This is a genomic window from Sphingobacteriales bacterium (assembly GCA_012517435.1).
Lineage (GTDB): Bacteria > Bacteroidota > Bacteroidia > CAILMK01 > JAAYUY01 > JAAYUY01.
In genome coordinates, this window is sequence record JAAYUY010000179.1 from 1 (window position 1) to 13,043 (window position 13,043).

General features: G+C 41.3%; 10 protein-coding genes. 5 read left to right on the forward strand and 5 right to left on the reverse strand.

Annotated elements, in window-relative coordinates:
- The coding region (locus tag GX437_10250; GenBank protein NLJ08039.1) for a bifunctional 3-deoxy-7-phosphoheptulonate synthase/chorismate mutase type II at positions 1 to 1,029 on the reverse strand (1,029 nt) is incomplete at its 3' end.
- Positions 1,029 to 1,772, reverse strand: coding sequence for a hypothetical protein (locus GX437_10255; protein ID NLJ08040.1), 744 nt, complete (start codon positions 1,770 to 1,772; stop codon positions 1,029 to 1,031). The genes GX437_10250 and GX437_10255, both read right to left, overlap by 1 nt.
- 122 nt (positions 1,773 to 1,894) lie before the next feature.
- On the opposite strand from GX437_10255, the gene GX437_10260 reads away from it, so the two are divergent.
- Both GX437_10260 and GX437_10265 read left to right on the forward strand, forming a co-directional pair.
- Positions 1,895 to 3,004 (forward strand): sulfotransferase, encoded by a 1,110-nt coding sequence (locus GX437_10260; protein ID NLJ08041.1) that lies wholly within the window; start codon positions 1,895 to 1,897, stop codon positions 3,002 to 3,004.
- Positions 2,967 to 4,319 carry a flippase gene (locus GX437_10265; protein ID NLJ08042.1) on the forward strand — a complete coding sequence of 451 codons (1,353 nt, stop codon included), beginning with the start codon at positions 2,967 to 2,969 and terminating at the stop codon, positions 4,317 to 4,319. The genes GX437_10260 and GX437_10265 overlap by 38 nt, the downstream gene beginning before the upstream one ends.
- Here the strand turns inward: GX437_10265 and GX437_10270 are convergent.
- Genes GX437_10270 through GX437_10280 form a run of 3 tightly spaced genes read right to left on the reverse strand, consistent with a single transcriptional unit; the run spans position 4,300 to position 7,365 of the window.
- Positions 4,300 to 5,700, reverse strand: a complete 1,401-nt coding sequence (locus GX437_10270; protein ID NLJ08043.1) for a T9SS type A sorting domain-containing protein — start codon at positions 5,698 to 5,700, stop codon at positions 4,300 to 4,302. The two genes, GX437_10265 and GX437_10270, sit on opposite strands and share 20 nt — an antisense overlap.
- A gap of 52 nt (positions 5,701 to 5,752) precedes the next feature.
- Positions 5,753 to 6,442, reverse strand: coding sequence for a GNAT family N-acetyltransferase (locus GX437_10275; protein NLJ08044.1), 690 nt, complete (start codon positions 6,440 to 6,442; stop codon positions 5,753 to 5,755).
- On the reverse strand, positions 6,439 to 7,365 hold the full coding sequence (locus tag GX437_10280) for a glycosyltransferase family 2 protein (GenBank protein NLJ08045.1): 927 nt from the start codon (positions 7,363 to 7,365) through the stop codon (positions 6,439 to 6,441). The genes GX437_10275 and GX437_10280 overlap by 4 nt, the downstream gene beginning before the upstream one ends.
- Positions 7,366 to 7,482: 117 nt before the next feature.
- Here GX437_10280 and GX437_10285 point away from each other — a divergent pair, with 117 nt between their 5' ends.
- From GX437_10285 to GX437_10295, 3 genes are all read left to right on the forward strand, one after another.
- A complete protein-coding gene (locus tag GX437_10285) occupies positions 7,483 to 7,983 on the forward strand; it encodes a hypothetical protein (GenBank protein ID NLJ08046.1) in 501 nt (166 codons plus the stop codon).
- 308 nt (positions 7,984 to 8,291) lie between these two features.
- Positions 8,292 to 8,471 (forward strand): hypothetical protein, encoded by a 180-nt coding sequence (locus tag GX437_10290; GenBank protein ID NLJ08047.1) that lies wholly within the window; start codon positions 8,292 to 8,294, stop codon positions 8,469 to 8,471.
- 129 nt (positions 8,472 to 8,600) lie between these two features.
- On the forward strand, positions 8,601 to 12,662 hold the full coding sequence (locus GX437_10295; GenBank protein NLJ08048.1) for a hypothetical protein: 4,062 nt from the start codon (positions 8,601 to 8,603) through the stop codon (positions 12,660 to 12,662).
- Positions 12,663 to 13,043: the final 381 nt, after the last annotated feature.

Here is a 13,043-nt window from a genome sequence, read left to right on the forward strand (position 1 = left end):
GGAAATTAGTTTCAACAAAAAATCTTTCGAAAGTCCAAGTTTCTTCCCGACTTTCAGGTTTTGCTCAATCACTTTCTGCCATCTTCTGAGCTGAAAGATGGAAAGATTTTCATGGCTTTTCAAAACCCCAATCTTTTCGACAATTTCCATTCTCTGAGCAAGCAACTCAATAAGCTGGAGGTCAATACTGTCGAGCTGTTCGCGATACATTTCGAGGTCTTTGAATGGTTTGACAATGGTTTTGTCTTCCCGCGTAAAATGAAGTTTTCCCAGCAATTCTGTCAGTTCATCGGGTGTAAGCTGCTGTTTGGCATCGCTCAAAGCCACTTTCGGATTGATATGGCACTCGATCATCAGGCCGTCCATACCGAGATAAAGGGCTTTTTGAGATATTTCGTAAATAAAGGCGGTATGACCGGCAATATGGCTCGGGTCGCAGATCAGGGGGATTTCAGGAATTCGTCTTTTCAGTTCAATCGGTATTTCCCATTTCGGGATGTTGCGCAAAGAGGTTTTTTCGAAAGGGAAAAAGCCCCTGTGAACAGCCGCCAGCCGTCTGATACCCGAATTGTAAAACCTTTCAATCGTTCCGACCCATAAGTCAATATCGGGGTAAACCGGATTTTTAATCAGCACAGGAATATCAACCCCTTTCAGGGCTTCAGCCAGTTTGCGGACATATACCGGATTGGAAGTGCTTCTTGCACCAATCCACAAAATATCAATGCCATGTTTGAGACAAGCTTCAATATCTTCAGGGGTGGTAACTTCAACGGTGGTCAGAAGTCCGGTCATTTCTTTGGCTTTTTTCAACCACTGCAAGGCAATATTTCCGGCTCCTTCAAAACTCCCGGGGCGGGTACGTGGTTTCCATACGCCTGCCCTGAGGATTTTAACTTTACCTGTCTTTTGGATGGCAAGCGCTGTCGAAATCAGCTGATCTTCGTTTTCCGCACTGCATGGCCCGCTGATAATCAGGGGATATTCCAGATTACAATCAAACCAGTCTTTTAATTTAACCAACTTCATCACAAAACAACTTTAAAATAACGATAGCCATCGAAGCGATAATCATGTAAGTCAAAGACAGTCAGTTTTTTAAACTCCGGGTCGTGTCGGTGAGGACAGTTGTTTTGCCTGATGGCCGTTTCATCCCTGTTTACCTCCGAAACATTCAGAAAGCAATCCTTCTCATCACACTTATAAAGACAATGAATAGTGGCAAACAAAATGATTTTATCCCTGCAATCAATGGACTGAAGAAAAGCCACATCATCATTAAGTTTTGGATGAAGGACAACAAAATCATATAATTCCAGAGCCTGATGAATATCGCTGATGTTGCGTATATCCTTGACAACACTGGCATGCAGGGTAAAATCCGGAAAATCGGCACGGATCTGACGGGCTAAATCATCATTGGCACAAACAATACTGTTTTTTTTATCATACAGGGCTTCCAGGAGAGGAATTGTCTGCCTGTAAGCATCTTCTGAAAAAAAATGGTTTGAAAGCGTCAGCGAAAATCCGATATTTTTTTTTGAGAGTGTTTTGATCTGCTTCACAGAAAGTCCGTTATCCCTGCGAAAGGGCCTTCCACCATATAAAGGGGAATAAGTTTTGGTAAAACCGAATACGCTGACAACCTGATTTATTTTCCCGATATTTAGCTGTTCAAAACGTGTTTTTAAGGCAGAATAAATAAACCATGAATCCCCGAGTTTTCTGGAAGAAACAGTAAATTGCCTGTTTTCTCTGACTTCTGTTTTCAATCTGCTTTTAATTAATGATGCAAAAATAACGAGTTGGTTTATTCTTTATTCTTTTTCAGGTTTTAATAATTTCTTTAAAAGCCTGACCTTTGCTGAAAAAAATACCCGACAATTTATAAAAAATGAGTTCAGCAACCAACAAGGAATGGTTAAGTCAAATACCCATGTTTTTCATTGTGGGGCGTTCCCGCTCAGGGACTACCCTGCTGCGCACCCTTTTCGATGCCCATCCCAATGTCATCATGCCGTTTGAAAGTCCATTTATCTGGGTTTTAAGAAATAAATACGGCAAAAGAAAACATTGGACAATAAAACACCTGACCAGCTTTTACCACGATCTGTATAAAACCAACTGGAAGTTTAAGCTATGGCCTGTTGACAAGGAAAAACTACTCAGCGACCTGCTGAGCCTTGAAGGAAAGACGGATTACCTGACGGTTTGTAAATGCGTCCATGCCAACTATATCTCTACATTTCAGAAAAAAGAGATAAAATGGATTGGTGACAAAAATCCAAAATATTCTATCAGGCTGAAAACCATAGAAAAGATGTTTCCGGAAGTCAGGTATGTGCATATTATCCGTGATTACCGTGATCATTTGTATTCCATGTTAAAGGTAAATTTTCTGGGCTCTGTCATCCCTGAAATACTTTATCAGTGGAAATATTCTGCCCGTACTGTTGAAAGTTTCCGTAAGAAAAAGCCGGAAAAGATTATCAGCATACGGTATGAAGAGCTTGCAAAAGAACCGGAAAGGGTTTTTGGTGAAATATGCAGGTTTCTTAATATTCCTTACGAACCATCAGTGCTGGATTTTTACAAACATGAACAGGAAATTAAAAACAGCCTCGATGCCGGATTACTTGACAAATTCCAGAAAAGCCTGTTCAATCCTATCAATACAGGCAGAATCAAAAACTGGGAAGGAAAACTTAATGAGCAGATTATCAAAATGGCAGACACCATAGTGGGAAAATATGCGGAAAGAAATGGTTATGAAAGAATTTACAAAAAAACTGATATTCAGACCGTAATACGTATTATTCCACGAATAACCATTATCCGGCTCTATTATCTTTACCGTTGGACAATCGGCATTTTTCCATCGGAAATAAAAGCCGGCATCAAACGAAAATTACCCTCATTACCACGCTTATATTTTGCTATTTTTCCTCAGGATAAAAAACAATTTGATGGAGAGCAGGAGAAGTTTTCTTTCAGACGCGGTTAGTGTATCGACAGCAAACATACTTTCCACTCTGATGCAAATTGGCTGTGGAGTGCTGATAGCCCGATTGCTCGGACCTGAGGGAAATGGTTTATACACTTATCTGCTGGTTGTTCCAACCCTGGTCGGAGTGGTAACCCGACTGGGCGTTAAGAGGAGCACCGTATTTTTTATTTCAAAAAAAACTTTTTCTTACGAAGACGTAATATCTTCCCTTATTTTCATTGCTGTGACAACCAGCTTGCTGGGCGCTTTGATCACTGGCGGTATATTTTATTTCAGCGACAGAAACGATATAACGTTTACCCTCAGCTTGTTTGCCATTTTATCCATCCCGTTGAATGTACTGATCAACTACTCTACCGGAATTTTTCTTGCAGAAGGAAGTATTCGCAAATACAATGTGTTGCAATGGATACCCAATTTCATCAATCTCCTGCTTCTGATTGTGTTTCTTTTCCTGCTAAGATGGTCGGTGCAGGGTGCTCTTCTGGCTTATCTGTCTGCCAATCTGATAATGGCATTTTATGCGGTCAGGCTGGTTGCTGAAAACCATCCGGTTCGGTTTCAATTCAACTATCACATTATCAGGAACCTGCTTGGACTCGGGCTGTCTTTTACCATTGCCGGCATGCTGATTAAACTGCATTACCGCTTCGACATTGTCATGCTGCGTCATCTCAGCGATTTAAAGGAAGTCGGCTTTTATTCCCTGGCTACCCGTATTACTGAGCGCTGGCAGGGACCTCTGACCGTTGGCGTGGTCATTTACAGCCGTACTGCGCTGGCAGAAGACATCAATATTTTCAAAGACAGGGTGCTGGGTTGGATAAAGATTAGCTTTTTACTCGGAATAATGGCTCTGGTGGTCTTATATTTCATCGTCCCCTACCTGATTGTTTTTCTCTACGGACAGAAATTCATCCCAAGTATCGAAATGGTTCAATGGATACTCCCCGGTATCCTCATGCTGATAGTATCCAAAACACTGATCAGCTTTTTTCTGGGTGTCGGAAAAGCATGGTCACTCGTTTATATTATATTTTTCAGCCTGATTATCAACATTTCACTGAATTTTATCTTCATCCCGAAGCTGGGCGGAAAAGGAGCAGCCCTGACCACCGATATCAGTTATTTTGTGATGGGAATCCTGATGTTTATCTTGTTTACCATCCGCTATAAAATACCTTTAAAGCAAATCATTTCCCTTAATCAGGCAGAAATCAGCATGATGAAAAGATTTATTTTACGAAAAAAAGACAGAGCCGGCAGAAAACTCAGGGAAGAGCAAGAAATGCCTAATATTTCAGAATTTTAATGACCTTGCTTCCCCCGTCTTCGGTATTGATTTTCAACATAAATGGCCCTTCCGGCAAAGCAGAAATGTCAATCTGATTGGTGCCTTCCTTTAGATTTCCCTGACCCAGTAATTGTCCCTTCAGGTCAAACATCTGATAAACTCCGTTACCTGAAATAAAAATCTTATCGGAAGCAGGATTGGGAAAAACCGTAGGTGAAACAGGCCATGCAGATAAAATACCTGAAGAGGATGTGTAAAAGTATTTCACCTTGTTGGAAAAAGTCCATTCGTTGTTGTAAAAGTCAAAATTTTCGTAAACAATTTCGAGAATTCTTCCTGACTGGCTATAAGTATAGGTTTTTCTGACAGAAGACCAGAATTCAAACCAGTCTCCCCACTTGGATCCTGACTGATAAAAACCTTCATTTCCTCTGTTGTCATATCCGTGAACCTCAATTTCAAGCGTGTCCCAGGCTTTTTTATCCCATCTGTACTGCCATTGAAAACGCTCGGTAAGTAATCCGTTTTCATAGGTATAAGTAGTGTACACACTGTCCACCCACTTGTTTATCGTACTGTTCCATGTATAAAATGAATCCACAGTCATAAGACCGTCATTCACCCTGGCCGAATATCTTTCATAATTCACCCATTTGTTCAGCATAAAAATTTGCATGACATAAGCTGTTGGCCGGGCATTTTCCCATTCAAAGCCCAGCTCCCACTTCAGACTGCCAAGTCTGGCCTGCTGCTGCCATTTGTTGTTCCATTCATAAATGACTACTGCAGAGGGCTTTTTATCAGCACCATAGGAAATTTCCATTTTCTGTGAGGGTGTCCATTTCATGTCCATACCGTCATAAGACAAGTTGATAATGGTAAGAGGCAGTTTGTCGGCATTAAAGGTATAAACCGAAGAATCGCCATAGGAAAACACCCATTGATTGTTATCATAATACTCATAAGAGCTGAACTGTCTGAGTCCATTGACATAGCGGTAGGTCTGACGGTCGGAAGGCATCCATTTCAGAGAATCCCAATAGTAATTGGTTTCCTGAAGTATTAAACCGTTCTGGTCATATACTTTTTCATTTTTGTAACTGTTTATAAACTGACCTGTGAAATAATCAAAATACCTGCGGATCAAGGAAATCATATTTCCATTGGCATCATATTGATAAACTTCAATATCGGAAGTGTCCCAGTCGGAGCCGTTCCATGTAAAATTCATGAGCGAATCAGGCAGCTCTGAATTTCTGGCATTAAATAATTTGGGAAAACTTACACTTTGAGCAGTCATTATTTTTTTGGTCTGACTTAAGTTTTTTGATTGATTCTGTGCATTTAGCATGACGGCAACTGCCATCAGTAACAAGCTTAGTAACAATTTTCTTTTCATATTTCTCAGTTTTGATAAAGACAAAAGACGGATTTAAAGTTTAAAAGTTGCGTTAAATGTTCATGCAAACCGTAATAATCTTATTTTTTTCTTTTCTCCAGATAATTTTATCAGCATCTACTTTTTCAAGTTCAGCGCTGACGCCTTGTGCCACACCATTTTTCCAGTCGTGCGGCTCCAGAATCAAATACAGATATGGGTCTTTTCCGGGTGTAAGCTTCACCAGTTGCTGATGGAGTTTCATGGTCAGTGAAGAAAAGGATTCTCTTTTCTGAATCATTTCCACGTATATTTCACCTGGATTATCATTGCAAATTTCAAAACCAAGATGAGTATTATAATTTATCGCTATTTGATTTTCCCGTAAAACCTTAATTCTTGTTTCCCTGACATTCAGCAAACCATAGCCAATCTGCATCAAAATAAGGGAAGCGGCAACAGGGATATGTGTACCCCTGTATTTTTCTTCATAGATAAACAAGCCAGAATGGGTTGAACCACTGTTCCAGTCGGTGCCTTTGTTATCTATCAGCCCGATTTTTTCGCCCTTGTATTCAATGATGTAGAAAAAATTGTTGTAATTATCAATGCTTTCAAACCACTTCAGTTGCATTTCAGGGGTAATTTCTTCCCTGAAAATCATATTTTGCCGGATTTGTTCAGAGTTTCGCCAAAATCTAAGCAATTCAAGTTCATTTCGGGTAAGGCGGCTTAAGATAATGCCATAACGGATCAGCTTCATTTCAAAATCTTCCTGATTGAAAAGGGGGGTTTGCGGTTTTGTACTTTATAAATGCGATTAAGGTATTCGCCCAGTATTCCCATGGAAAAGAGCAGGATACCTGTTGAAATGAGAATGGTAACGATAATGGAAGTATAACCAAGCGGAACATTGAAATTCATTTTCCTGTAAATACGATAGATAGCAAAGCCAAAAGCAAAAAAAGATGTCAGAAAGCCAACAATGGTCATCATTTTCAGTGGTACAGTCGTGTAGTAGATCACCAGATTGGTAAAAAGTCTGAAAAGTTTGAGTTTCGAATACCCTGACTTTCCGCTCTGCCTTTTTTCATGCCTGACTTCGCAAAAAGCCACATCATCGGTGTACCAGAGCAACAATTCATCAATGAAAACAAATTCCTGCGGGTGAGTAAGGATTTTTTTTACCAGCTCAGCTTTTATCATTTTAAATGATGAACCTTCCCCGGGTGCATCCAGTACCTTTTTTGCTCCTTTTTTCACAAAACGTGAGGCAATATTGCGGATAAAACTGTGTTTTTTCCTTTTAAAAAAACCGTAAACAAGGTCAGACTCCTTTTCATTGTAAGCCAGAATGAGTTTTTCAATTTCCTCAGGTGGGATCTGTAAATCATCATCAAGGGTGATAATAAAATTACCGGAGGCAAAACCCATCCCGCAAAAAATAGCGTTGTGTTGTCCGTAGTTTTTGGAGAGTTTGACGGCAATTATTTGTTCAGTAAATTGATTTTTAAGCTGTTGAATAACCTCCCAGCTTTGATCAGATCCGCCATCTTCCACGAAAATCACTTCAAAACTTACATTCAGTCGTCCAAAGGTTTCGGCTGTTCGGGAAAAGAGTTCAACAAGTGTCTGCTGGCTGTTGAACACAGGAACGATAACCGAAAAATCGATGTTTTTTTGCATGAAAACGTCTCAAATAAGCGGAGCTAAGATACTTGAATAAAAACAATCCGGGAGTATTATTTTCGGGCTGTTGTGGAGAAATTCAGCTAAATTTGATCCTGAATTAAATGGAGAAAAATGGCACAATATCAGATTAAACCCATCAGCAGGAAAGAGTTTGAACTGACGCTGGATAATGTTCAGGAAGGAAAGATAAGATTTTCAGGAACTTTTAAAAGAAAAGCTGAAATTCTGATACGTAATACCCGCCTGTTTTACCTTTCACCCAAGAGTATATGGTCTTCCATATTTTACGTTACTGAAAACGGGAAAACAATGCTGGATTTCAAAATGAAATGGACAGGAAAAATGATCATTACCAGCTATTTTGAAGATAATCCGGTTCAATATTTCTTTAAACCTAAAGGAGTTTTTAAAAGAGGTTTTATCTTGATGAATGAACAAAATATTGAATTGTTCAGCATTGTGCCGTCTTTCAAACTCAAACAATTTAATTTTGAATTCGACATTGAGATGATCAATGTTCAGGCATGTCCGGAATATCTTGAATTACTACTCCTGACCAGTGTATATCTGATAGACGAGATTCGCAGGAGCGAGTCCTCTGCAAGCAATTAAATTTAATAATAAATGCAGGCAGTGGGCAATCAGTAAATAGGCAGTAGGCAGTCTGCAATAAGCAGGAAAAACGCGGAATACGGAAAATGGAAGTAGGCAGTTTTCAGCAGGCACGGACATATAACTCACCCCCGGCCCCTCTCTTTCAAAAAGAGAGGGGAGCTGATGCCGTTTCCGGATTTGAAAATTGTTTCATAAAACAAAAATTCAACACCTGCTCAAGTCCCGTTGGGACGGCATTTTGGTAACAGTAACAAAATAAAAGAGACAAGTCCCGTTGGGACGACCCATTTCCTCGTAATTGATAAATGATGGCTTTGATAAGGATTGTTTTGCCTAACTCACCCCCGGCCCCTCTCTTTCGAAAAGAGAGGGGAGCTGATGGCGTTTCCGGACAGTTTGCAGTAGGCACAAAAAACACGGAACTCATCACCCATTACCCATCACTCGAAACAGGCTACCTAACAACATTTTCAAAATTCAGGTGAACAATCTGCAATTATTGACTTATCCGTTGCATTTTCTTCTTATATTTACTCTCAAAAAAAGCTTTCAAATAGAATCGAAAACTCAATTTTTCGGAAGTATTTTGAACAAGTGAATTAAATATCCTGGCTATGAAAAAATTTACAATTCTCTCTTTTTATCTGTTTCTGATAGTTAGAACTATAGCACAGAATGCCGGCAGTTGCGTCAGTTTTGATGGAGTGGACGACTACATCAACTGCGGAAACAACAGCTCAGTGCAGATTACGACCAATGCTGTTACCATGGAAGCATGGATAAAGGCAAGTAGCTGGAAAACAAATGTTTATGAAGGAACCATTGTCAACAAGGAAGGAAGCTCAGCAGGCTACATGCTTCGTTGCGGAAACGGAGGAGAACTAAATATGGCAATAGGAAACGGCTCCACATGGTCTCAGATTTATTCCGGTTCCACCTCTACTTATATGTCGCTGAATCAGTGGTACCATGTCTGTGGCATCTATGACGGGAGTACCCTTAAGCTTTATATCAATGGTAATCAGGTTGCTTCAGGTACTTTCAGCGGAAATATAGGGAACACCACCAATAATTTGTGGATAGGCTCCACACAGATTTATTCCTCAAGAACTTTCAAAGGAAATATTGATGAGGTAAGAATCTGGAAAACAGCAGTTTCTATAAACACTGTCAAAGAATATATGTTTAAACCGATCACCTCATCACATCCCAATTATTCCTCACTGGTAGCTTACTACCCGATGAATGAAGGAACAGGAACCAGTATTTATGATCAATCGGGGAATAATAATACCGGAACACTTGTAAATTTTACAGCGAGCTCGGCATGGACAGGCTCTTATGCTCCTTTTGCTTCTTCCCCTTCTGTATGCCTGAACAATCCCGGAGCCGTATGGCCTGGTGTAACAATCGGTACATCTGCCCAAATGACTGTAAAAGATACACTTACCGGTAACTCCTACCTTGTTTTCGGTCATAATAATGCCCCTGCCGGCTACAATACTACCAACAAACCTTCAACCATACAAAAACGATTGAAAAGATTCTGGCGGCTTGAAACCGAAGGCAGCGGATTAACCGGACAGATTTACTTTGACTATTCAGGACTCGACACAAGCGGCTTTTATACTTTCAGGCTGTTGAGTGACAATGATACCAATTTTTCAAATGCGACCACTATTCCCGGCATAAAAAAGGGAAATTATACTATCCATTTTCCTAATATCAGCTTTCAGGATTCAACGTTTTATACCATCGGAGCATTTGATTTTCAGGCACCTGCGGTTATAACACAATCCATTGATGAAATAAAAGCCTATACGGCAAAAGTCAGTGGAAAAGTAACTGAAGATGGTGGATTGACTACATACAGGGGAATTTGCTGGTCAACATCATCGAATCCTGATACATCACTCTCCACAAAATCCCTGGCAGGAACAGGTGCCGGCAGCTATCAGGTAAATATTACCGGACTTTCATCCAACACTACTTATCATGTGAGAGCATTTGCATACAACAGCCTTGGACTCAGCTACGGAGCCGACAGCAGTTTCACTACAAAAATACCCGGCTTACCTACCGTTTTAACTGACGGATATTCAACAATTTATACCGATTCAATTTTATACAGGGGAAAAGTTGTATCTGATGGCAATGATCTTGTTACCGAAAGGGGTTTTGTCTGGTCGCTGAACCCCAATCCGACCACAGCTCTTTCAACCAAACTTGTGAAAGGCAGCGGAACAGGAAGTTATACAGGAATGATAACCGGACTGACACCCGGCACAACCTATCATATACGTGCCTACGCTATCAACTCACAGGGAACAGCTTACGGAGCCGACAGTACCTTTAGCACCCTGCCGGTTAGTGTTCCGACAGTTACTACAGGAATTATCTCAAATATCACCGGATACACAGCTCTAGTCGGGGGAAATGTCAGTTTTGATGGCAGAAGGCCTGTTACCGACAAAGGTATTTGCTGGAGTACCTCCCCTAATCCTACCATAAACCTCAGTACAAAAACGAATGAAGGAGGTGGCACCGGCACTTTTACTTCCACGCTTACCAACTTAAGCCCGAATACGACCTATCATGTAAGAGCCTACGCCACCAATTCGGTTGGTACAGCCTACGGAGCCGACAGCACTTTCATCACTGCTGCCCCGCCCACAGTTGTTATCAATCAAATCAGCGGTATATCCTATTATTCAGCCGTCTGCTCATCAACAGTCGTCAGTGACGGCAGGATGCCTGTTACCGAAAGAGGCATCTGCTACAGCACCTCCCCGAATCCGGATATTAATTCAGCCACTAAAATCAAATCAGGAAGTGGTACCGGATTATTTTCCGTTCCGCTCAGTGCACTGAATCCCAATACCATATATCATGTTCGTGCCTATGCCATCAATCAGGTGGACACCAGCTACAGTGCCGACAGCTTCTTTAAAACCTGGAAAACCTATCCGCCAACGGTCAATACTGTTTCGGTGGGAAATATCACAGATAAATCAGCTTACTGTGAGGGAAATGTCAGCAATGACGGAGGGGCAACAGTAACAGCAAGAGGTTTTTGCTGGAGTACACAAGCAAACCCGACAGCAAATCTCATTACCAGCACAATCAATGGGAATGGTCTGGGAAATTTCAGTACCACCATCAGTGGTCTGAGCCGCGGGACGACCTATCACATCAGAGCCTATGCCATTAACAATGTGGATACAGCCTATGGAGGCGATAGTGTCTTTACCACCCTTGATGCCCCGAAAGTGAGCACAGACAATGTTTCTGAGATAACCGGAACCGATGCAAAATGTGGCGGTACAGTTATATCCACAGGAGGCTCTCCGGTGATTCGCAGGGGAGTATGCTGGGACAATAATCCCAATCCCACAGCCAGACTTTCCACTAAAACAACTGACGGATTCGGCACGGGGCATTTTACAAGCTCCATTATTTTCCTCAGCCCGGGTACAAAATATTATGTCAGAGCCTATGCCATCAATGCCATTGACACTGCTTACGGAAATGAGGTTAGTTTTACCACTTTGTCAGCACCGGTTGTCAGCACAGCAAATGTTACTTCCATTACCGGTAATTCTGCTGTGAGTGGCGGCACGGTTAGCGCTGGCGATATGGTAACCGCCAGAGGTGTAGTCTGGAGCAAATATCCGAATCCTACCATTGCACTCAGTACCAAAACCAATGACGGTACAGGACTGGGAACTTTCGTCAGCAATATCAGCGGTCTGGAAAAAAACACAACCTATCATGTCCGTGCATATGCCATCAACGCAGCCGGTACTTCCTACGGCAATGATATTTCATTTAAAACAGCCACTGTTCCTGTCGTTACTACTGCTGGCGTAACCATTACTTCTTCATCCACTGCAGAATGTGGAGGAAATGTCGTCTCGGATGGAGGCATGACGGTTACACAACGTGGTGTATGCTGGAGCACCAGCCCTTCCCCAAAAGTTACCGGGAATAAAACAACAGACGGAAGCGGTACCGGAGTATTCTCCAGTCAGCTTAGCGGGCTCAGTACCAATACCGGTTATTATGTCAGGGCCTATGCCATCAATGGAGTGGATACGGCTTATGGAGAAGAGCGTAGCTTTATCATCACACCCCCTACGGCAAAAACAGGCACTGCTTCCAATGTTTCAACCACTACAGCCGAAATTTCGGGACTTGGAAACGCCAAGGGAATCTATTCAAACTTTACTTTTGAATATGGGCCGGATACCGGATACGGTTACAGTATAGCCGGTAATCCCTCTTCAGCATCCGATACGACAGAACAATTGATAACTGCTCAACTTAGCGGATTGATCCACAATACGGTCTATCACTATCGTCTGGTAGCAGAAAGCAGCCATGGCAAAAGTTATGGAGCCGATTCCACCTTTAAAACCCTGTACGACATCGGCTTGAATGAACAGAAAACCAAAGAAAGAATCACCATTAAATATACTGATAATGAGCTGAGTATACAGGTATCCGATTTTTCTCCTGCTCAGGTAAGAATCAGCGACCTGACAGGCAGAATCATCGCTAATGAAAATTGCAGTGATGGAAAAATGACATTCAGTTTAACACAACATAACATGCTTTTACTGGTAGTGGTCGTGGCAGGAGAAGACGTTAAAAAAGAAATTATTTTCTGCCGGTAAACCCGGTTCAACCGGGCTAAATTATTATCTTCCTTTTATGCCAAAATAAAATATAGTTTAGCGAATGAAATGAAATTTTACAGTCTGTCAGCTGAATTTTTCAATATTCATTACTAAAAACAGGCAGCAATAAGTTGGCAATTGGCAGTTTTCAGCAGGCACGGACAATCTAACTCACCCCCGGCCCCTCTCTTTCAAAAAGAGAGGGGAGCTGATGGCGTTGCCGGATTTTAAAATTGTTTTATCCCAGATTACGCAATAAGATTTTTTCTAATGCTTAGCAATAAGTAATTTTGTTGAATGAAATTTAATATAAAGTTTACCAATAAAGAGATTACACCGTGGTCAGGTTTAGTCTTTTTGCGAAATATGATGAGAAAA